Annotated in this window: 20 protein-coding genes; 14 read left to right on the top strand and 6 right to left on the bottom strand. The window is 54.6% G+C overall.

Features of this window, described 5'->3' with window-relative positions; all coding sequences use genetic code 11:
• Positions 1 to 32 precede the first annotated feature (32 nt).
• The 8 genes from trpD (at position 33) to SIB64_RS11190 (ending at position 10,169) form a co-directional block, all read left to right on the top strand.
• Entirely contained in the window at positions 33 to 1,079 is a 1,047-nt protein-coding gene (trpD, locus tag SIB64_RS11225; protein ID WP_413443000.1) for an anthranilate phosphoribosyltransferase, read from the top strand.
• A gap of 29 nt (positions 1,080 to 1,108) precedes the next feature.
• On the top strand, positions 1,109 to 2,260 hold the full coding sequence (carA, locus tag SIB64_RS11220) for a glutamine-hydrolyzing carbamoyl-phosphate synthase small subunit (RefSeq protein WP_413440290.1): 1,152 nt from the start codon (positions 1,109 to 1,111) through the stop codon (positions 2,258 to 2,260).
• Positions 2,261 to 2,323: 63 nt separating this feature from the next.
• Positions 2,324 to 2,680 (top strand): STAS domain-containing protein, encoded by a 357-nt coding sequence (locus SIB64_RS11215; RefSeq protein ID WP_413440289.1) that lies wholly within the window; start codon positions 2,324 to 2,326, stop codon positions 2,678 to 2,680.
• Positions 2,677 to 3,069, top strand: coding sequence for a ribonuclease III domain-containing protein (locus tag SIB64_RS11210; protein WP_413440288.1), 393 nt, complete (start codon positions 2,677 to 2,679; stop codon positions 3,067 to 3,069). Before SIB64_RS11215 ends, SIB64_RS11210 begins: the two co-directional genes overlap by 4 nt.
• A 126-nt stretch (positions 3,070 to 3,195) precedes the next feature.
• The gene (gene rlmB / locus SIB64_RS11205; protein WP_413440287.1) at positions 3,196 to 4,698 is read left to right on the top strand and encodes a 23S rRNA (guanosine(2251)-2'-O)-methyltransferase RlmB; all 1,503 of its coding nucleotides are present in this window, start codon (positions 3,196 to 3,198) and stop codon (positions 4,696 to 4,698) included.
• 33 nt (positions 4,699 to 4,731) lie between these two features.
• The gene (locus tag SIB64_RS11200; protein ID WP_413440286.1) at positions 4,732 to 5,001 is read left to right on the top strand and encodes a DUF1816 domain-containing protein; all 270 of its coding nucleotides are present in this window, start codon (positions 4,732 to 4,734) and stop codon (positions 4,999 to 5,001) included.
• Between the two features lie 42 nt (positions 5,002 to 5,043).
• Positions 5,044 to 6,498: an Asp-tRNA(Asn)/Glu-tRNA(Gln) amidotransferase subunit GatA gene (gatA, locus tag SIB64_RS11195; RefSeq protein WP_413440285.1), complete on the top strand. Its 1,455-nt coding sequence runs from the start codon at positions 5,044 to 5,046 to the stop codon at positions 6,496 to 6,498.
• 152 nt (positions 6,499 to 6,650) lie between these two features.
• The gene (locus tag SIB64_RS11190) at positions 6,651 to 10,169 is read left to right on the top strand and encodes a DNA polymerase III subunit alpha (protein WP_413440284.1); all 3,519 of its coding nucleotides are present in this window, start codon (positions 6,651 to 6,653) and stop codon (positions 10,167 to 10,169) included.
• Positions 10,170 to 10,337: 168 nt separating this feature from the next.
• On the opposite strand, the gene SIB64_RS11185 is transcribed toward SIB64_RS11190, so the two are convergent.
• Genes SIB64_RS11185 through ruvA form a run of 3 tightly spaced genes read right to left on the bottom strand, consistent with a single transcriptional unit; the run spans position 10,338 to position 11,750 of the window.
• A complete protein-coding gene (locus SIB64_RS11185; RefSeq protein WP_413440283.1) occupies positions 10,338 to 10,745 on the bottom strand; it encodes a PAM68 family protein in 408 nt (135 codons plus the stop codon).
• A 39-nt stretch (positions 10,746 to 10,784) separates the two neighbouring features.
• Complete coding sequence (gene rpsO, locus SIB64_RS11180; protein WP_413440282.1) at positions 10,785 to 11,054, bottom strand: 30S ribosomal protein S15; 270 nt, start codon at positions 11,052 to 11,054, stop codon at positions 10,785 to 10,787.
• A 57-nt stretch (positions 11,055 to 11,111) separates the two neighbouring features.
• Complete coding sequence (ruvA, locus tag SIB64_RS11175; RefSeq protein ID WP_413440281.1) at positions 11,112 to 11,750, bottom strand: Holliday junction branch migration protein RuvA; 639 nt, start codon at positions 11,748 to 11,750, stop codon at positions 11,112 to 11,114.
• Between the two features lie 13 nt (positions 11,751 to 11,763).
• On the opposite strand from ruvA, the gene SIB64_RS11170 reads away from it, so the two are divergent.
• The 3 genes from SIB64_RS11170 to SIB64_RS11160 all read left to right on the top strand — a co-directional run bounded on the left by SIB64_RS11170 (position 11,764) and on the right by SIB64_RS11160 (position 15,030).
• The gene (locus tag SIB64_RS11170) at positions 11,764 to 12,216 is read left to right on the top strand and encodes a hypothetical protein (RefSeq protein ID WP_413440280.1); all 453 of its coding nucleotides are present in this window, start codon (positions 11,764 to 11,766) and stop codon (positions 12,214 to 12,216) included.
• Between the two features lie 106 nt (positions 12,217 to 12,322).
• The gene (locus tag SIB64_RS11165; protein WP_413440279.1) at positions 12,323 to 13,681 is read left to right on the top strand and encodes an alanine:cation symporter family protein; all 1,359 of its coding nucleotides are present in this window, start codon (positions 12,323 to 12,325) and stop codon (positions 13,679 to 13,681) included.
• Positions 13,681 to 15,030, top strand: coding sequence for a cation:proton antiporter (locus SIB64_RS11160; protein WP_413440278.1), 1,350 nt, complete (start codon positions 13,681 to 13,683; stop codon positions 15,028 to 15,030). The genes SIB64_RS11165 and SIB64_RS11160 overlap by 1 nt, the downstream gene beginning before the upstream one ends.
• Here SIB64_RS11160 and SIB64_RS11155 read toward each other — a convergent pair.
• On the bottom strand, positions 14,975 to 15,841 hold the full coding sequence (locus tag SIB64_RS11155) for a DMT family transporter (RefSeq protein ID WP_413442999.1): 867 nt from the start codon (positions 15,839 to 15,841) through the stop codon (positions 14,975 to 14,977). The two genes, SIB64_RS11160 and SIB64_RS11155, sit on opposite strands and share 56 nt — an antisense overlap.
• A 381-nt stretch (positions 15,842 to 16,222) precedes the next feature.
• On the bottom strand, positions 16,223 to 16,429 hold the full coding sequence (locus tag SIB64_RS11150; RefSeq protein WP_413440277.1) for a hypothetical protein: 207 nt from the start codon (positions 16,427 to 16,429) through the stop codon (positions 16,223 to 16,225).
• 123 nt (positions 16,430 to 16,552) lie between these two features.
• Between SIB64_RS11150 and dnaG the strand changes: the two genes are divergently transcribed.
• The 3 genes from dnaG (at position 16,553) to SIB64_RS11135 (ending at position 19,427) form a co-directional block, all read left to right on the top strand.
• A complete protein-coding gene (gene dnaG / locus SIB64_RS11145) occupies positions 16,553 to 18,607 on the top strand; it encodes a DNA primase (RefSeq protein WP_413442998.1) in 2,055 nt (684 codons plus the stop codon).
• Positions 18,608 to 18,870: 263 nt separating this feature from the next.
• Positions 18,871 to 19,131, top strand: a complete 261-nt coding sequence (locus tag SIB64_RS11140) for a hypothetical protein (protein ID WP_413440276.1) — start codon at positions 18,871 to 18,873, stop codon at positions 19,129 to 19,131.
• Positions 19,128 to 19,427, top strand: coding sequence for a hypothetical protein (locus tag SIB64_RS11135; protein WP_413440275.1), 300 nt, complete (start codon positions 19,128 to 19,130; stop codon positions 19,425 to 19,427). The genes SIB64_RS11140 and SIB64_RS11135 overlap by 4 nt, the downstream gene beginning before the upstream one ends.
• Positions 19,428 to 19,707: 280 nt before the next feature.
• Here SIB64_RS11135 and SIB64_RS11130 read toward each other — a convergent pair whose 3' ends face one another.
• Positions 19,708 to 21,051 carry a Y-family DNA polymerase gene (locus SIB64_RS11130; protein WP_413440274.1) on the bottom strand — a complete coding sequence of 448 codons (1,344 nt, stop codon included), beginning with the start codon at positions 21,049 to 21,051 and terminating at the stop codon, positions 19,708 to 19,710.
• Between the last annotated feature and the right edge of the window lie 3 nt (positions 21,052 to 21,054).

Raw genomic sequence — 21,054 nt, 5'->3', positions numbered from 1 at the left:
ACCCGGGTTTTTTGCTGTCACGGTCTGTCGAGATGACATCTGCAATTCCTTCATGGTCCGCCCTGCTTGAGACCGTTCTTCAGGGCGATGATCTCTCTGCGGATCAGGCGAAGGGGCTGATGCAAGCCTGGCTCGCTGAGGAGCTGACCCCTGTCCAGACCGGTGCCTTCCTGGCGGCGATGCGCGCCAAAGCCATGGTGGCGGCTGAACTCGCAGCCATGGCGATGGTTTTGCGTGATGCTTGCCCACTTCCCTGTGAACGGCCTGGGTTGGCCATGGTCGATACCTGTGGAACAGGTGGAGATGGAGCAGACACGTTCAATATTTCGACAGCTGTTGCCTTCACCGCTGCGGCCTGTGGGGTGGCCGTGGCCAAACATGGCAATCGCAGCGCAAGCGGCAAGGTGGGTTCGGCCGATGTCTTGGAAGGCCTTGGTCTCCACTTGAAAGCTCCCCTCAAAACCGTCGTAGACGCGGTGACCAGCACCGGAATCACGTTTCTGTTCGCCCCTGCCTGGCATCCGGCTCTGGTCAATCTTGCCCCCCTACGTCGCAGTCTCGGGATCCGCACCGTCTTCAATCTTCTGGGTCCTCTGGTGAACCCGTTACGTCCGCAAGCCCAGGTTCTCGGTGTGGCGCGGGCTGATCTGTTGGACCCGATGGCCGGCGCACTCCAACAGCTCGGTCTTGACCGAGCTGTGGTGGTCCATGGTGCTGGGGGATTGGATGAGGCCTCTCTGGCGGGCCCCAATCAGTTGCGATTGATTGAGGCGGGAACAATGACGTCCCGAACCGTTTCTGCTGAGGAGCTCGGTTTGACTGCCGCACCCCTCGACAGCCTCATTGGCGGTGATCTGCAGACCAATCAGGGAATCCTTCAGGAGGTGCTCCAAGGCCGAGGAACGCAGGCTCAGACTGATGTCGTGTCGCTGAATACGGCTCTCGTTCTCTGGGCGTCTGGTGCTGAACAAGACCTCACAAAGGCGGCTGTGAAGGCGACGCAGGTGATCTCCGCTGGTTTGCCCTGGGCAAGGCTTGAGGCGCTCAAAGCTGCTCTTGACGATGGAAATGGAGAATGAATGGCTGAGCCCTGTTCTGCTCTCTTGCGATGACTGACTCCCCATCCGCAGCAGCTCATCTGGTGTTGGCTGATGGAACCGTTCTCACCGGTCGTTGCTTCGGTCATCGAGGCACGGTGATCGGCGAAGTGGTGTTCAACACCGGAATGACCGGTTATCAGGAGGTCCTGACCGATCCCAGTTACGCCGGGCAGCTCGTCACCTTCACCTATCCGGAACTTGGCAACACCGGTGTGAATGATCAAGACCAGGAAGCGGACTGCCCACACGCCCGAGGAGTGATTGCGCGCGAACTGGCCATTCGGCCCAGCAGTTGGAGATGTCAGCAGACCCTCGAAAACTGGATGGCAGAGCATGGTGTGGTGGGGATTCACGACGTCGACACCCGCGCCCTGGTCCGACACCTTCGCGAGGTGGGTGCGATGAATGGCGTCATCAGCAGTGATGGCCGATCGCCTACTGACCTGCTTGCACAAGTCCGTGACGCCCCCTCGATGCAGGGGCTCAACCTTGCTGATCAGGTGAGCACCCGCTCGGCTTACCGCTGGGCCGAACCCTGCTCGGCCGTGTTTGATCAACGTCTCAAGCCGAGTCGGGATCCCTCTTATCGGGTCGTTGCGATCGATTTCGGAATCAAGCGCGCCATCCTTGATCGCCTCGTGGCCCATGGCTGTGAGGTCAAGGTGATGCCGGCAGATTCCGACCTGGCCAGTGTTCTTAGCGAAAATCCAGATGGTGTTTTCCTCTCAAACGGGCCTGGGGATCCCGCTGCAGTGACCGGCGGAATTGCGCTTGCACGTGCCCTCCTCGATCAGCCGGCACTTCCTTTGTTTGGAATCTGCCTCGGGCATCAGATCCTCGGCCTCGCTCTCGGGGGCAGCACCTTCAAACTGACCTACGGCCATCGCGGACTCAATCATCCCTGTGGAACGACTGGTCAGGTGGAGATCACGAGTCAGAACCATGGTTTTGCGCTGGATGCTGATTCCTTGTCCACGGCTTGCATCGACGTCACGCATCTGAATCTGAACGACCGCACAGTCGCTGCCTTTGCTCACCGTGAGCAGCCCGTCTTTGGGGTTCAGTACCACCCTGAAGCAAGCCCAGGCCCGCACGACGCTGACCACCACTTTTCACGCTTCGTGTCTCTGATGCGCGATCGCAGGTCATCACGTGGTTGAAATCGGCCGGAATCCCTAAAATTATCGCGTGAATGTAATGGAGGGGTTGGTCCCATCAGCGAATTGCAGCGACTGACCGTCTCCCTCAGAGGCGGCTTTGAGCAGAAAGAACGCTGCCTTGTGTTTCATTTCACTGGACAGCTCGATGCCTACTCCGAAAAACAGTTCATGGAGTACGTCCAGGACGTATTGAAAGCGATTGCTCTGCCGGCAGTGATCGACCTAAGCAAAATTGATTTCCTTGATTCCTCTGGGCTGGGAGCTCTCGTGCAGTTGGCCAAACACTGCACCGATGCAAAGCGGGATTTTCTGTTGGTTGGCAATTCTCGTGTGACCCAAACTGTGAAATTGGTCCGCCTCGAGGGCTTTCTGCACCTTGTGAATGACCTCCCGACAGCCCTCAGTCAGATAGCAGCTTGAGCAACTGGATTTCGGGACAGTGTTCCGGAGCGAAAACCGCTGATCTTGGTCCTCTGCAATTGGCCTGGCTGGGTGATGCCGTCTGGGAGTTGCACCAACGTTTGAAGCATTGTCGGCACCCAGGCCGTGCCGATGATCTGCACCGGGCTGTGGTTGCGGAGGTTCGAGCGGATGCCCAGGCGCAGCTCCTCCAGAAGCTTGAACCACTTTTGGAGCCCCAGGAGCAGGAGCTTGTGCGCCGGGGTCGCAATCGAGCCGGTCGCGGACCCCGGCGAAGTGATGCCGCGATCTACGGTCAGGCCACAGGCTTCGAAACACTGCTTGGCTGGCTGTTTCTGAACAACCCTGTTCGCCTCAAGGAACTCCTGGACCACCTCGATCAATTTTGAAGGAATCCCACAGCGCGGCTGATCGTGATCTTTTCAGCTCTGGGGTGAGGCGTTTGAGAGACTTGATGACTGGCTGCAGCTGACGCTGGAGAACGCCGGAACCTTCGATAACACGTTCATTAATTCATGGCTCCTCGCTACGACCGCCGTTCCGGTGGACCATCCCGTGACGGGCGTCCAGCCCGTGATGGGCGTCCAGCCCGTGAAGGACGGGTTGGGTCGGACCGGCGTCGTGCCCCCCAGCGCAGTTCCCGTCCGGAGAATGATCGTCGCGACCGGCGGGACTGGAAACGGGATGGTGAACGATTTGGCGAACGAGACCAGGGACGCCGTGGCGCAGCCGATCGCTACGGAGCCGATCGCTATGGAGCTGAGGGGCGCTCCAGGGTGGGATCATCCGGCCGTATGGGATCGGACGAGCGGTCTGGCCCTTCCGGTCGTTCGCGGCCTGTCAGTCGTCCTGGTTCGATCCCCCGTTCTGGCCGGGGGGCAACCCGATCAGGTCCGGGTGACCGCGGGCGTTCCCCTGATCGCAATGGTTCCTTCCCTGTCAGAGAGGGAAGCCGCCGCCGTTTCCCCGAGCGGGGGCGGCCTCCTGCCATGCGCTCACAGCGTGAGGTCGAACCGACCGCAGCAGCGGCGACTCCGCCTTCGGATGATCTGATCTGGGGCCGTCATTCCACCCAGGCGGCGTTGGAGGCTGGTCGTCCGATTCATCGCATCTGGTGCACACCCGAGATGCGCAGTGCAGCCAAGTTTTTGCAACTTCTTCGCGATGCCAAAGCCTCCGGCGTTCTGGTGGAGGAAGTCACTTGGGCGCGCCTTGGCCAGATCACCGGAGGTTCGGTTCATCAGGGGATCGCTCTGCAGGTTGCCGCGGCAGAGACCCTCGATCTCGACACACTGATTGAAGGGTGCTCTGATCTCGGTGAAGCACCTCTGCTTCTGGCGCTGGATGGGGTGACTGATCCGCACAATCTGGGTGCTGTGGTCCGTTCTGCCGAGGCGATGGGTGCCCACGGTGTGGTGCTCCCCCAGCGCCGCAGCGCTGGCCTCACCGGATCCGTGGCCAAGGTTGCCGCGGGTGCCCTCGAGCACATGCCGGTGGCTCGGGTGGTGAATCTCAACCGCTCCCTGGAAAAGTTGAAGGATTCGGGATATCGCGTCATCGGTTTGGCGTCCGAAGGTGACACGACCCTCATCGATGCAGATCTCGATGGCCCGCTGGTTTTGGTCACCGGTTCGGAGGGACAGGGACTCTCGTTGCTGACCCGACGTCACTGCGATCAACTTGTTCGCATTCCTCTCCGGGGCATCACACCAAGTCTCAATGCGTCTGTGGCGACAGCCCTTTGTGTGTACGAAGTGGCGAGGCGTAGCTGGATGAAGGACATCCACGGTCAGTCGCCTTCACCGCCGATCGCACGCCCCAAAACAGCTGCTGCAGAGTTCGGGAGCTTGGAACAGGTCGATCCATCCGACCATCAGCCAGCGGCGTCTCCTCAGCCTGAATCTCCAGCAGAGACCATGGCTGAGGCCGTTGAAACCGAGCGGATCCAGCTGGATCTCACCCCCACAGATCAGAACCAGGGCATCCAATTTGATCAGAGCATCCAGCTTTCTCCCTGATCTGGCATCGCATTTCGACGTGATCAGGTCAAAATGCCAACAAGTTTTCTCCCCAGCATGAGTCGCCTGATCCGGCCACTGCGCAGTCTTGCCAATGGTCTTGGTGTTGCCTGGTGGGCTCGGGTGGAAACCACGGGCCCGGATGTCACCTATTGGTTCGGACCTTTCATCAGCAAATCCAGTCTCAAAGCCGAACTGAAGACCTTCGTCGACGATCTCGGTTCCGAAAACCCAGAGTCCCTGACTCACACCATGCTGCGCACGCGGCGGAGCGAGCCGTTCACCATTTCCACGGATGGTTGATCTCGCGGCTGATAGCGTCGCTCCTGCATGAATCGCAGGTCGATGACGATCAGCGCGTGGCGTCAGCAACTGCAGAGCGGCGAGATTTCCGCCCGGGAACTGGTCGACCAGCACCTGAAGCGGCTTGCCGCTTCTGACCCGGCACTCAACGTTTATGTCGAGGTGACAGCGGAACGGGCCAGGCTCGAAGCCGATCGCGTCGACGCGCTGCGAGCCGCTGGTGAGAGTCTTGGCCCCCTCGCCGGCCTTCCTCTGGCGATCAAAGACAACCTTTGCACCAAGGGTGTGCGGACCACCTGCTCTAGCCGGATGCTCGAGCACTTCGTCCCCCCCTACGAATCCACGGTGACCGAACGCTTGTGGAAAGCCGGCGGAGTGCTGGTCGGCAAGACCAACCTCGATGAATTTGCGATGGGGGGGTCCACGGAAACCTCCGCATTCGGTGCAACCCGGAACCCCTGGAACAAAGATCATGTTCCAGGGGGCAGTTCGGGAGGCAGTGCTGCCGCTGTCGCCTCCGGCAGCTGTCTTGCATCCCTTGGTTCCGACACCGGCGGGTCGATTCGCCAACCCGCCTCGTTCTGTGGAGTGGTGGGTCTGAAGCCCACCTATGGGCGGGTCAGCCGCTGGGGGCTGGTGGCGTTCGCCAGCTCACTCGATCAGGTGGGCCCCTTCGCCAACAACGTGGCGGATGCCGCTGAAATCTTGCAAGTCATCGCCGGTCCTGATCCGAGGGATTCCACCTGTTTGAACGTGGATGTTCCTGACTACACAGCTGGCCTGACTGAATCGATTGCGGGTCTGCGGGTCGGAGTGATCCGCGAATGCTTCGACGCCGATGGACTTGATCCCGAGGTGAAAGCCTCGGTTCAATCGGCGGCTCAACAGCTTGCGGCGCTCGGCGCTGAGGTGGTGGAGGTCAGCTGTCCACGCTTCACCGACGGGATCGCCACGTATTACGTGATTGCTCCCTCGGAGGCCTCCGCCAATCTGGCCCGCTACGACGGAGTGAAATATGGTTTTCGCGCCGAGGATGCTGAGAGCCTCGCAGCGATGACCTCCCGCAGTCGCGCCGAGGGGTTTGGAGCCGAAGTGCAACGTCGCATTTTGATCGGCACCTACGCCCTCTCCGCCGGTTACGTCGATGCGTATTACAAAAAAGCCCAACAGGTGCGCACGTTGATCCGGCGCGACTTCGATGCAGCGTTTCAGGCTGTCGACGTTCTGCTGACACCGACAGCCCCTTCAACGGCGTTTCGGGCAGGCGCCCACGCTGATGATCCCCTGGCGATGTACCTCGGTGATCTGCTCACGATTCCAGCGAATCTGGCTGGGCTTCCTGCGATCAGCGTGCCCTGTGGTTTCAGCAAGGCGGGCCTTCCAATCGGTGTTCAGCTCATCGGCAATGTCTTGGACGAGGCCAGATTGCTGCAGGTCGCCCATCAGTACGAACAGGCTGCAGATGTGATGGCCAATCGGCCTGAGCTGGATTTTTGAGACGCCCCAACAGAGTGCTTCGGCACGAGGGGTGATCTCGGATCGTCATAACGCGTATTTGGCTGTTGTGGCGCTTCCTTCCCGTTCCTCCACCAGTAGTGCTCGGTGATTTGTGAACCCCCACATCTTGAGTCTCGACCTAGGATGGAAGCATGGCTTTCGTTCCCCTCCACAACCACAGCGATTACAGCCTTCTGGATGGTGCATCGCAGTTACCGGCGATGGTGGAGCGGGCCAAAGCGCTTGGGATGCCTGCGATTGCCCTCACCGATCACGGCGTGATGTACGGAGCGATTGAGCTCCTCAAGCTTTGTCAGGGATCGGATCTCAAACCGATCATCGGCAATGAGATGTACGTAATCAACGGATCAATCGATGATCCCCAGAGAAAAAAAGAGAAGCGTTATCACCTTGTTGTTTTAGCGAAAAATGCCACTGGCTATCGCAATCTGGTCAAGCTCACCAGCATCAGTCATCTGAGAGGAATGCGAGGCCGCGGCATTTTCTCTAGAGCTTGCATCGATAAGGAATTACTGAAGCAATACAGCGAAGGTTTGATCGTGGCTACAGCTTGTCTGGGGGGGGAGATTCCACAGGCAATTCTCCGGGGTCGGCCGGAGGTGGCACGCGATGTAGCGCTCTGGTATCAGGAGGTTTTTGGAGACGATTTCTATCTCGAGATTCAGGATCATGGTTCACCAGAAGATCGAATTGTCAATGTGGAAATCGTCAGGATTGCCAAGGAACTTGGGATTTGCCTGGTTGCAACCAATGATGCTCACTATCTGACAAAGCAGGACGTTGAAGCGCATGATGCCCTGTTGTGTGTGTTGACCGGAAAGCTGATCACGGATGAAAAGCGTTTGCGTTATACCGGCACGGAATACATCAAAACAGAAGAGGAGATGGCTCGCCTCTTTGCGGATCACCTTGAACCGGAAGTGGTGCTGGAGGCCATCGCAAACACAGTGAAGGTGGCCGAGAAGGTTGAGGCCTACGACATTCTCGGCAACTACCAGATGCCTCGCTTCCCGATCCCGGAGGGCCACACACCAGTCACGTACCTCCGGGAAGTCACTGAGCAGGGTCTGCGAGCCCGGCTTGAGCTGGGGCAGAACGATGCGATCGCGGAGAACTACTCAGAACGCATGGTTCATGAACTGAAGATCATGGAGCAGATGGGGTTTCCTACCTATTTCCTCGTGGTCTGGGACTACATCCGATTCGCCCGTGAGCAGCACATCCCTGTCGGCCCCGGTCGTGGATCTGCGGCTGGATCCCTCGTGGCCTATGCCCTGGGGATCACCAATATCGATCCCGTGAGCAATGGCTTGCTGTTTGAACGTTTTCTGAATCCAGAACGCAAGTCGATGCCGGATATTGACACCGACTTCTGCATTGAGCGCAGGGGTGAGGTGATTGATTACGTCACTGAGCGATATGGAGACGACAAGGTTGCCCAGATCATCACCTTCAATCGAATGACATCGAAGGCGGTGCTCAAGGATGTGGCCCGTGTTCTCGACATTCCTTACGGCGACGCAGATCGTCTCGCCAAGTTGATTCCTGTTGTGCGGGGTAAACCCGCCAAACTCAAGGCGATGATTGGCGCTGAATCACCCAATCCCGAGTTTCGAGAGAAGTACGAAGCTGATCCTGTTGTCAAGCGCTGGGTGGATATGGCGATGCGTATTGAAGGCACCAACAAGACGTTTGGTGTGCACGCCGCTGGTGTTGTGATTGCTGCTGACCCGCTCGATCAGCTTGTTCCATTGCAGCGCAACAACGATGGTCAGGTCATCACCCAGTACTTCATGGAAGACGTGGAGTCCATGGGTCTGTTGAAGATGGATTTTCTGGGCCTGAAAAACCTCACGATGATCGACAAGACCCTTGAGCTTGTTGAAGTCAGCAGCGGCACCCGTGTTGATCCCGACAAATTGCCACCCCAGGACCCCGATACCTTCGCTCTTCTGGCCCGGGGTGATCTTGAAGGCATCTTCCAGCTGGAATCGAGTGGAATGCGCCAGATCGTGCGGGATCTCAAACCTTCATCTCTGGAAGATATTTCATCGATCCTGGCTCTTTATCGCCCCGGCCCACTCGATGCAGGCCTGATCCCCAAATTCATTAACCGTAAACATGGCCGTGAGGCCATTGATTTTGCTCACAACATTCTTAAACCGATTCTGAGTGAAACCTACGGAATCATGGTGTACCAGGAGCAGATCATGCGAATCGCCCAGGATCTGGCGGGTTATTCCCTTGGTCAGGCTGATTTGCTGCGCCGAGCCATGGGAAAGAAAAAGGTTTCTGAGATGCAGAAACATCGTGGAATTTTTGTCAAAGGTGCTGCTGAACGTGGTGTTGATGAAAGAGTTTCCGATGAGCTCTTCGACCAAATGGTGCTCTTCGCTGAATATTGCTTCAACAAGAGCCACTCCACTGCATATGGTGCAGTGACCTATCAAACCGCCTACCTAAAAGCCCATTATCCGGTGGCTTACATGGCCGCTCTGTTAACGGTTAATGCAAGCTCAGCTGACAAGGTTCAACGCTACATCTCCAATTGCAATGCCATGGGGATCGAGGTTCTACCCCCGGATGTCAATGCCTCCCGCACCGATTTCACCCCAACAGAAAATAAGATCCTTTTCGGTCTCTCCGCTGTTCGTAACCTTGGTGACGGGGCCATCCGTCACCTGATTCATGAACGAGAACGCGAAGGGCCATTCCGCTCACTCGCCGATCTCTGCGATCGCCTGCCTTCGTCGGTGCTGAACCGTCGCAGTCTTGAATCCTTGGTTCATTGCGGTGCACTGGATGCTTTGGATCCTGAAAGTAATCGTGCGCAGCTGATGGCTGACCTTGATCTTTTGATTGATTGGGCTTCTTCACGAGCGAAGGATCGTGAAAGTGGTCAGGGCAGTTTGTTTGATCTGATGGCATCTCCCACCGAAGAGGAAGGACCTGCGGATCTCAGTCTTGCCCCTAAAGCATCGCCGGTTGCCGACTATCCACCCACCGAGAAATTACGCCTTGAGAAGGATTTAGTTGGTTTTTATCTTTCCGATCATCCGCTCAAACAGTTAGCACCGCCAGCACGTCTTCTGGCACCGATTGGTCTTGGCGCTTTAGAGGAGCAGGCAGACAAAAGCAAGGTCAGTGCCATTGCCATGATCAGTGAGTATCGCCAGGTCACCACACGCAAAGGTGACCGGATGGCCATCCTGCAGCTGGAGGATTTAACCGGAAGTTGTGAAGCAGTGGTGTTCCCGAAGAGCTACGCGCGCCTTTCGGATCATCTTATGGCTGAGGCGAGATTATTGATTTGGGCTGGTGTGGATCGCCGTGACGATCGCGTTCAACTCATTATTGATGATTGTCGGGCAATCGATAATGTTGAACTACTGCTTGTTGAATTGTCCCCTGAACAGGCATGTGATATCGCTGTACAGCATAAATTGCGTGAATGTCTCCAGCAACACCGACCTGATCGTGAAGAGCTTGGCGTCAAAGTTCCTGTGATCGCAGAAGTTCGTCAAGATCATCACGTTCGTTATGTTCGTCTTGGTCCACAGTTTTGCGTTAGGGACGTGGGGCTTGCCCAGTCTTCATTGAAAGCCCAAGCTTTTTCCGCACGAACCAGCGGCCAACTTGTTCTGGGTTGATGAGAAACCGGCGCAAACATCTCTTGGCCTGATGTCTTGGAAAATGATGTTGATGCTTCGATATTGACTTATGAATCAGTCAGTCAATTGAATCATTGTGCGATATGCATGGTGCGAATTCTTTTCGATTATTTTAATCAATTCCGATAACCAGTTGTTGTAAATGGCTTATTTCTTGCTGCCTTTCTGAGACCGAATTGAGGTTCGCAGCCTTTGAAGATTTGTGCTGATATTTTCGATCCCCAGCAAAGTTCCCGGCTGGGGATCCCAACTGGCTGAAAGAACTCCGTAGCTCAAGCCAGCCAACCCCAGCAAAAAAAACAAACCTGAGACGCCAAGAGTTGTTCCCGTTGGAATATCAGCAATGCCCTGTGTAATCAACACATAGCTTCCAACAAAAACTCCCATGCTGGCCATTGTTGGCAGGCCTGTGAACACGGCAACCCGTCTTGCCATCCTGTTGGCTACAACTTTCGGAATGGCTTCTGACGCCGGGCGACTTCCAGCTTCCCTGCTGGATGCTGATTCGGCTCGCTTGTCCGGTTCAAAGGGAAGCGGCGTGCGTTTGTCGCCCATGGCGTGATCGTTGGATCAGAAATCTGCTGATGATTCGGATCAGCCGCGAATGCCGAGTTTGCTGATGATCTCGCTATAGCGCTGCTCACTCTTGCTGCGCATGTAGCCAAGCAGGCGCTTACGACGACCGATCATCTTCAGCAGCCCCTGCCTTGAAGAGAAATCATGGTTGTTCTGCTGGAGATGGCTGCTCAGCCTCGAAATGCGCTCAGTCAACATGGCCACTTGCACCTCAGGGGAGCCGGTGTCTGTGCCGTGCGTCTGATGGGTATTGATCAGCTTCTGCTTGTCGGCGGTGTCGAGCGTCATGCGCGGGGGACTGACCCTTGAGGTGCAAACAGCAATCCTAGCTTTACGCCATCACTCTCAGGCTGATTCACGGCTAAGCCACTGCAAACAGGCTCTAATCCAACCTTCGGTATCCCCGCATTCCGGATGTTGCTTGCTGTCCCGGACGGCTCGGATCGCTCGTCGAATCTCGAGGTCTTCGTAGCCGAGTGCAGCGAGTGTTTCCTCAAGCTCGGGGCTCACCGGAAGCGATTCCGAAGCTGCTCCCCCATCCACAAGGGAGGGCTCGGCTTGACGGCCATCCAGATCAGCCAGTTTTGTGCGCAATTCCACGGCCAGGCGCTCTGCGATTCGTTTCCCGATTCCCTGGGCTCGACAGAGCCGGCGCAGATCTCCTGAACAGATGGCATCAATCAATTCGGAAACAGACCCGTCCTGTAGGAGTGCCATCCCCGCCTGTGGTCCCACCCCATTCACGCTGATCAAATGGCGAAACAGGTCACGTTCCTGTTGTTCTGGAAAACCAAACAGGCTTGAGCCGTCATCCCTTTGAATCTGATGAATCCAGATCGCGGTCTCTTCGTTGCCCTTCAGTTGGTTCTGGTGGCGAGACGTGATCTGAACCTCGTAGCCCACATGTCCACACACCAGCAGAATTCCCTTTCGGTTGCCCTGTGTCCAGCACCCCATGGGCTGACCTTGCAACCACGCGATCATGAATGAGCTGTCGATGACAACCATGTTGCCCGATTTTGTGCAGCTGAGATGGAATGCACTGATCTGCAGGGTGATCAGTTTTGGATTGGTGCTGGTCCTGACCGCCTGCAGCGGTGGTGCGGAGCCGCCGCGTTCAGCTGTGCTGAAGGCGTTATCTCTGCAGATTCAATTAACGCAGCGTTCGATTTCACGAACCCTTGACCTGCCAGAGCCAGCAGAGGATCCAACGGTGAGCCGTGTTCGGATAGAAGATCAGCAAACGGTCCTGATCGGGGAACAAAGTGGTATGAAAATCAAAGGACGCTTCGACTGGCAACTTCCAGGTGACACGTTTCAAGTGGATAGCCCTTTTGAGATCTACCTGGAACGGGGTGACCTGGGTGAAAGTTGGCGATTGGCTCGACCAACTGGTTCCCAAGACGGTTTGTCTCAGGATTGGTTGACTTTCCCACTTCCACTGAGTTGAGTGATCGCGTTGCTTGAGCGTGGGGCTGTTGCGCGTTCGATTGCTTCAAGGATTTGTTTTTTGAGCGTCCATCCTTCAAGCTAGGGAGATGTGCTCGTAGTAGTGAATGGAAATCCACTATTTATTTTACGGAATAAATACTTTCATTTGGGGTGTATTGGGGGATTGGATTCTGTTCGTCGGCCTCTTCATGACTCTGGCGATTGATTTCCAGACAATCTGGAAGTTGCCGAAGATTTTGCATTTTTTTGAACGAAGTCTGCGGACACCATCGTCGCGACGCTTGGATGTATTGCCAGCATGGCAATCTGTTATTTTGAATAGCTCAGCCATCATTGGTGTTGGCAATTTCGTTGGTACAGCTTTAGCGATTTACATAGGTGGTCCAGGCGTTGTGTTTTGGGCGTGTGTGTCCATCATGCTTGGTTTTGCACCTCGGTTTGCGGAGGCCTATCTCTCATTCACTTACCGCTTGAAGAACGATTGTGGTGAATGGGTTGGTGGACCTATGTATTACCTTCAGGCTAAGATGCCCAAGGGGTTGAAGTGGTTTGCAATTGTTTTTGCATTTTTTACATTACTGTCAACACTTTATTCAGGTAATTTTTTTCAGGCCAAAGTCATCGGCGTCGCATTTCAGCATTGGGTTGGCATCCCTGAGTTATGGACATGTGTATTGATTTCAGTTTTAAGCGCACTAATTATCTCTGGTGGTTTGAGGCGCATTGTCAAAGCATGTATTTTTCTCTCACCACTAGCATTGGGTTTGAGTGTTGTGATGTGTACATCAACGTTGCTGATGCACGCCTCAGACATTCCACCGGCCGCGACATTGATCCTTCGTGATGCCTTGAGTTTGAAAGCGATCATGGCTGGATCTCTGGCAGCCGTGATCGGTCATGGCGTCAGGCTTGGAGTGTTGACCAATGGAGCAGGGCTGGGCCGTGAGGTGATGCTTCAAACAGCCTCCGAACCTGCAGATCCCCTGTCTCAGGCCTTTACGGCTGTCGCAATCAGTTTTTTTGAGCTCATTTTTGTAATAATGATTGCACTTCTCATCGTGATGAGTGGAAGTTATCTGGACGTAAATTCACCTGTTCAATTGATATGGGCAGCTTTGGATTGGGGTTGGGAGGGATCTGGCCTGCTTTTTTTGTTGGTTGGCTTTTCAATGGGTTTCACGACGATTATTGCATATTATGTGATTGGGGAACGTTGCTTTGATTTCCTTTTTGGGACAGCGCATCGATGGTTGTTCCGTTCGTTTTGGGTGTTGATGATTATGGTTTTTCATTTTCTGCCTACTCAAATTTCTATGCAAACTAACACCATTATTGTTTCCCTTGCCTGCATGCCAAATTTGCTCGGACTGTTAATCTTTTCATCCACTATTTTCCGATTTATGCGATCAGGATTTGAGCGGATCGATCATGACTCCCTGATCAAAGGTGCATCTTCAGGCTGATGGTTGACCTTGCTTTATTGAATTTGTTCTCCGTGTCGGAATCCGTTGCTATGGAGCCGCATCTACAGATTCCCGTGGCTGGAATTGTTGCCTTGGTTGCTGTTTTCTTCCTGGGAGCTCTGCTGGCAACGAAGCTTTCTATTCGTCTTGGATTACCAGCAATTCTTGGAGTATTGCTCTTGGGGATAATGGTCAATATCCCACTTTTTGATTCTCTGTTGAGTGAGACAATGGTTGAGGTTCTGCATGCCTCGTCCCTATCACTTTTGTTGTTCTATTCAGGATTGTCTACCAATTTTTTCTCTTTGCGTGGTTTGGTTTTATTCGGAGTTCTTCTCGCTGCTGGTGGAGTAATTCTCTCTTCGTGTTTGCTTGCCCTGTTGATTTGGCTGGTGGTTGTTGGTGTTCACCATGTGCTTCCTTCAATTCCATCCTTGCCCATATCAGCCTGTTTTTTGATGGCCGCCTGTCTGGCTTCTACAGATGCCGGGGCCACCATCAGCATGTTGAAGAATGTCGAAAAATTTGTCCCAAAAAGAGTTCGGTCCGTTCTTCAATTTGAATCATCACTGAATGATCCGGCTGCGATCTTGTTTTTAACCCTTTCGGCTGGAATTTTTACTGCCTTGAACAACAGTAACGTTGATAAGTTTGTGCCCGTTGCCATGGAAATTCAGGTTTTTCTGAGAAATTTGGGTAGCGGTATTCTCTGTGGGCTTATTCTCTCCTATCTCTCTCAATATATTTTGAAAAGTGTGTTGACAAGCCGTGATCAGGTTCTGGTACTTGGTCTTTCAATTGCGATGGCTTCGTTTGGATTTACAACATTGATTGGGGGATCTGGGTATGTTGCTTGTTTTGTTACAGGCTTATTTCTGTCGAATAATATTTACAATAATCCTCATATAACCCATGAATTATTAGAAGACAGTTTGGAGTCATTTAGTTCGATGATGGAATTGACAATCTTTCTCTTGTTCGGGCTTCTTTTTGACCCATCTAATGTTCTGATGTATGCCGTGCCGGGTGTATGCATTGCCTTCGGATTGATGATTGTTGTTCGTCCTCTGAGTGTGCTTGCCTTCCGACGTCTCTCTCCCTTGTCTGATCAGAATGTCGCATTGATATGTTGGTGTGGCCTCAGAGGGGCTGTGCCTTTGGCTCTAACCTACGAGTTGGCGCGCCAACTACCATCTGTGACGGGATTGGCCGGCGTTGAGTTATTGAACCTGCAAGATTATATTAAAACGCTTATTTTTATTGTTGTGATTGTCAATCTTTGCTTCCAGGGTTTTACGTTGCCCCGATTTTGCCGATGGCTTGGTTCTCAATCCGTGCCGATAAACTGATTAATGTCGCGATCAGAATCAATGCTGCTCCAGTGATGATCCATAGGTTCATTTGCTCTGAAAAAAACAACCAGCCCCAGATTGCAGCAAATAACACCTGCACGTAATTGATCGATGTTGCTCTTGCGGCCGGTAAGCCGCTTAAGGCTTGCGTCACCCAGATCTGCCCCAGTTGCGTTAACACACCAATTCCGATCAACCACAGCCATTCCATTCCTTGGGGCCATAAACCCTTTTGCAGCATGGTTGGCAATGTGATCGGAACCGAAAGCAGCGGAAAGTAAAAGATGATCACCAGTGGATGTTCATCGGCCGACAATCGTCGAACGCAGACGTAAGCCAGTGCCGTGAACAGTGCACCGCCCAACCCAATCATCACGGCTGTGATCGGCAGAGGCCCAACTCCTGCGTCGAGCCAGCTCGGACGAACCACAAGCGTGATTCCAATCCAGCCGATCAGGACAGCAAGCATGATCCGTTTTCGCAGCCTTTCTCCCAACATCAGCCAGGCAGCCAGCGCTGTGAATGTTGGATAGGTGTATTGCAACACCGTGGCCGATGCCAGAGGCAGATTTGCGATTGCTTCAAAGAAACACAGCAGAGCAATACTTCCGCACAGGCCTCGCAACATCAGGAGCCCGTGATGTTGACCCCATGGCGAGACCTTGGCGACGCGTAGGCCAATCAGGGTGAGGACAATGCTGATCAGTGCCCGGAAGAAGACGATTTCGGCGACCGGCAGACGATCACCCAGCTGTTTGACGCAGATCGTCATCAGGCTGAAGGCAAGCGAACTCAGCACGCAGGGCATGCCCAGAGCCAGATTGTTTTTCCAGGTCGACCAGTTCACACCTTGCGTCAATTCAGATTGAACCCGTTAGAGAGCAGCAGTCTGAAGCTTGATCCATCAGCTTGTGTGTTGCCCCAGCTTGGCTCGAGTTGTCCCCATGCAGATTCCAGGTCGTTCGGATCTGTGGTGCTTCTCCGGTTCAGAAATATTGGCTTTCAGTTCTTTGTTGTTCTTCCCAGGAGTTTGTTATTGCCTTTGCTTGTCTTGCTAATCATATTTAGATTGTCCTCTTAATCGTCCTCTTAATCGTCTCGTGCCTCGACGAATTCAACAGTAATGCCACTGTTGTTCGTTTTAAATCGTTCCTTTTTCAGTGTGTGGTGCCTAAATATTTTTGGCGTTTCAGAGGAAATCGGCCGGTGTATAGGTCACGCGATAGGTGTCATGGGCTGAAATCGATTGCGGAAATTTTTGGGTCGCTGGTCGTCGATTGCTGGATTGATCCACGCTTGTCACAAGACTGACCATCAGTCCGGCCAAGGATGTCACCACAAGTGCCTTCAGAAATCTGATCTGGCTTCGCACCATCACGCTGTCTGCCTCTTTCATCACTGTTGTCGGTGGGACGGCGAGCGATGGGTGGATTCACTGGTGATTCCCTGAGCGTTGGCTGAGGAGCTGAATTCCCCGTCAATCGCTGCGGCAGGTGGGCTGGCTTTGCAGAATGTCCCCATGCTGAATGCACGTCTGCACCCGCGCACGATCGAGGCCGTCAAGGAGCGGGCAGACATTGTTGACGTGGTCGGGGAGCACGTCGTCCTCAAGAAAAAGGGACGTGAATTCGTCGGTATCTGTCCGTTTCACGACGACAGCAAGCCGTCGATGACGGTGTCGCCAGCCAAGCAGTTTTACTACTGCTTCTCCTGTGGTGCTGGCGGCAATTCCATCAAATTTCTGATGGAGTTCCAGCGTCAGAGCTTCAGTGATGTGGTTCTGGAGCTGGCCCGGAAGTATCAGCTTCCCGTTGAAACGGTCGATGGGCCACAGCAGGAGCGTCTGCGTCAGCAGTTGTCCCGGCGCGAGACCCTTCAACGGGCGATGGCTCTGGCGAGCGGTTGGTTCCGTTCCCAGTTGCGCTCTCCCGCAGGTCAACAGGCTCTCCAATACCTGACATCAGACCGTGGCCTGAGTCCTGCAACCCAGGAGTCCTTCTCTCTGGGCTACGCACCGGATCAGTGGGATGGTTTGCTCAAGCATCTTCAACAGGTGGAGGGTCTTTCCGCCGAGGTGCTGGATGCCGCTGGTCTGGTGGTTCCGCGCAAGGGTGGGAACGGTTTTTACGACCGGTTTCGTCATCGGGTGATGGTGCCGATTCACGACCGCCAGGGACGGGTCATCGGCTTCGGTGGTCGCAGTCTTGATGGGGCGGAGCCGAAGTATCTCAATTCACCTGAGACCGAACTGTTTGAGAAGGGCAAGCATCTGTTTGGTCTCGACAAGGCCGCCAACGCCATTCGAAAAGATGACCGCGCTGTGGTGGTGGAGGGTTATTTCGATGTCATCGCACTGCATGCCGCAGGCATCACCAATGCTGTTGCTTCGTTGGGCACAGCGCTCAGCAGCCAGCAGATCACGCAGCTGTGCCGTTGTTGCGACGGCAAACGGCTCGTTCTCAACTTTGATGCCGATGGTGCTGGCGTTCGTGCTGCCAATCGGGCCATCGGTGAAGTGGAGCAGCTGGCCTTGCAGGGGCAGTTGGAGTTACGGGTCCTCCACCTCCCTTCCGGAAAGGACCCCGACGAATTTCTCCAGGCGCATGGACCGGGTGACTACCGCGCTCTTCTCGATCAGGCTCCGCTCTGGTTGGACTGGCAGATCGAGCAGTCCCTGGAAGGTCGTGATCTCAACCGTGCCGATCAATTCCAGCAGGCCGTTACGGATCTCGTTGCCCTGTTGGGGAAACTTCCTCAGTCCGCTGTTCGCACCCATTACCTGCAGCGTGTTGCCGAACGATTGAGCGGTGGCCAGGCCCGACTCGCCCTTCAGCTCGAGGAGGATCTTCGCAAGCAAGTCAAAGGACAACGCTGGCATGGTCGCTCCAGTCGCCATGAACAGCCTGGAGAGGCCGGGCAACGGGAACGTTGCGAGGCTGATCTGTTGCGTCTCTATTTGCACTGTCCCAGACACCGCTCAGCCATACGCCAGGAGTTGCGGCGGCGGGAGCTCGAAGATTTCGCCCTGCAACATCACCGTCTTCTCTGGGCCACGATTACAGAACTGGAGGAAACCAATCTCGGAGCCGGTCGTCTCGAAGGCATCAGTCGCGGCGACGACGCAGGAGATGAACTGGCGGATCTGGATCTGCCCCGTCTTTTGACTGATCAGCTGCTTCTGGAGAACAGCGCCCTTGTCAGCCGACTCACCCCGCTGCTTGAACCCGGAGAACTCCAGCGGGTCTCCTTGGCGGAACCGCTGGTGCAGTTGCGTGGCACTACGGCGTTGCTGGAACGGCAGAAAAGCCTGAAGCGTTGCAGGCACCTGCTGGAGGCATGGGGAGGACAACGTCTGCAAACCCTTGAGCGGTGCATTGCTGTATTGATTGAGCGTGAAAGGAATGAAGCGGAGTCGGAGATGGATATGGAATCAAAAATTCAGCAGTTGTTTGACGAATTGAATCGTGATGCTTTGCGCTACCAGGAGCTGTACTACAGCGAACGGCAACATATTCATCATCTGGATAACCAGCGTTGCGCTGGTTATACGAGTGTTGTCGCGAACACGGACTGATGTTGTGTGTTTAAACCCTCTGGTGATGGCAAGTTCACCTGCAGGGTGGTTCAGGGGGTTCAGTGATTAATTGGACCAACACCTTTTGATCTGTTTCTTGCTTCCCTCGTCGTTGTGACTCATACAAGACGCGGGTAGCAGCGCCTCTCTGTTGGCAATGTTTTTTGTGTTGGTTCGCTCCGTAGGCTCTATGTGAGATCTGTTGGCTGTTGCGAGAATCGTCTTGGTGTGTTTCCTAGAGTGGTGAATCATGCCTGCTGTGCATGTCCGAGTTTTTTGAAGCGATCTGGAACGGTCAGGGAATTGGTGATGGCGCTGACCTGGAGGAGGTTCTCCAGGCTTATGTGCTGGTTAAACCAGAGGATGGCGATTGGATCGCGGCCTGTGCTGCCCATGCATCTCAGCCCTATGTTGAACGTTTTGCCTCTTTTGATGCGTATCTCGACAATGCAGATCCGCTGGAACGGATTCCAGTTTCTGCTCAGATGATTTCGGATGCTATAGCGCTTCTACCCGGTTCATGAGTGATTCTCGCGTTGATTTTGCCGGCTGTAGCCCTGTGAACCACCTCTGGCCGCAGTTTGTTGAACGTCTTGGCAGCGATCGAGCGCAGCGAGCTGTTCGACAGGCGCTTGATGTTCAGTCGATTCATGGAAACTCCAGCACCCTGCCTGTGTTGGTGGTGGAAACCTGTGGTTCAGCGCTGGCGAGCACAGATCTGATTCGTGAGCAGATCGGGCTGAATGCCCATGGTGAGCGGATGGTTTTACTCTTGAGCACAAGAGAGAAACTGGTGCAACTTCTGCAACAAGCTGTTTAATAGCACGATGCCAACGGGTCACCTTATTAGGTGCAAATTTTGGAGTATTTGTGTATTCATAAACGGATTTAATTGGAAGCATTGATGCTTTTCGTCAAGCCGTTGCGACGATTGAGTTTACATCCCGTTTTCTTTAGCTGTACTGTTCTTGACGTGAAGGAATCTTCCTCTCAATAGTGTTCAATCTGACCAGCCTTTTGTTGTTTTTTGATGTCAAGAATTGCCATTGATTCATTCTTGGCTTTTGCTCGTTATCTTTCTTTTGGCATTTAGTGGGTCACTAACCACTGCCTTCCGTCGGCGCTGAATGTTGCGCCTGTCTGGACTGGATGGCAGGAGGACGTCTCTGATCGGTGTGCACCACAGGAATATCACTGAGACGGGTCGTCGCTGCTCGGCTGAGGCGTTCGCGGCGCATCGTCCAGCTCGGCTTCAGACCGGTGGCGGCCCATTGAATTGTGCCATTGCCGTAGCGACGGTTGAGCTGATCAACGGTTTGCATCAGGCCTTCCCGTTTGTGATGCTGCGCATCTGTCATCGGCACCATCAGGTGCGCCTGCAGGATGTCCGTCCCTTGCAGGTTTTGCATCAGAACACCTGCCTTGGCAAGGTCCCGGTTGGGCCTGAAAATGTGCTCAACAAGCGGAATGGCGGCTTTCAGCAGCACGCTGGTGTCATTGCTTGGCAGATCGAGTCGGATGCTTGCTGTTTGGCTGTAGAACGTTGAAATGAACGGGCTGGTTCTGGTGTACACGGTCAATGCACCAGCCCGTTGTTGTTGCTTGCGAAGTTTTTCGGCCGCACGCACCACATAGTTTGCAATCGCCTGGCGCAGATCATCAATGTTGGTGATCGGTCTACTGAAGCTGCGGCTCACACAGGTTTCCTGCTTCGGTGCGGGTGTCAGATCGAGTGGAAGACACGCCTCGCCACGGAGTTCCCGTTGCAGGCGCAGGCCAACCACGCCACATTTCATCTTCAGTTCTCCACTGGGCATATCGCGCAGCAAGCGGGCATTGGTGACCCCCCGCAAACGACACCAGTGGGCCAGCTTGCGACCAATACCCCAAACATCTTCGATGGCGATGCTCTCTAGCCATCGTTCCGGTTGATCGCACTGACCGAGATCAAAGATTCCGGCATGGTTGGGGATTTGTTTGGCCAGGCGGTTGGCCAATTTCGCCTGCGCTTTGCTGGCGCCCAGTCCGATGGCGATGGGCAGCCCAAGATCCTGTTTAAGTCTGGCGCGCAAGCGCATCGCCCAGGGACGCAGGCTCTCATGGGTTGGCCGATGCAGTTTCGCGAATGCTTCATCGATGGAATACACCTCGAGGTCTTCGGTGTGGGCTTCCAACAGGCTCATCATGCGCTGACTCATGTCTGCGTAGAGGGCGTAGTTCGAGCTCCGCACAACAACGTTGTGCTGTTCCAGTTCCCGGCGGGCCTTGAAATAAGGCGTTCCCATGGCAAATCCGAGCGCCCTGGCTTCAGCGCTTCTGGCCACGATGCAGCCGTCGTTGTTGGACAGCACAACCACGGGACGACCAATCAGTGCTGGATCGAGACTCTGTTCACAAGAGGCGTAGAAATTGTTGCCGTCGATCAACACCGTTGCCTGGGCCATGGC

This window comes from Synechococcus sp. MIT S1220 (genome assembly GCF_047303025.1).
Lineage (GTDB): Bacteria > Cyanobacteriota > Cyanobacteriia > PCC-6307 > Cyanobiaceae > Parasynechococcus.
Note: the sequence above shows the minus strand (reverse complement) of the source record. Positions and strands in the feature narration are given on the sequence as shown.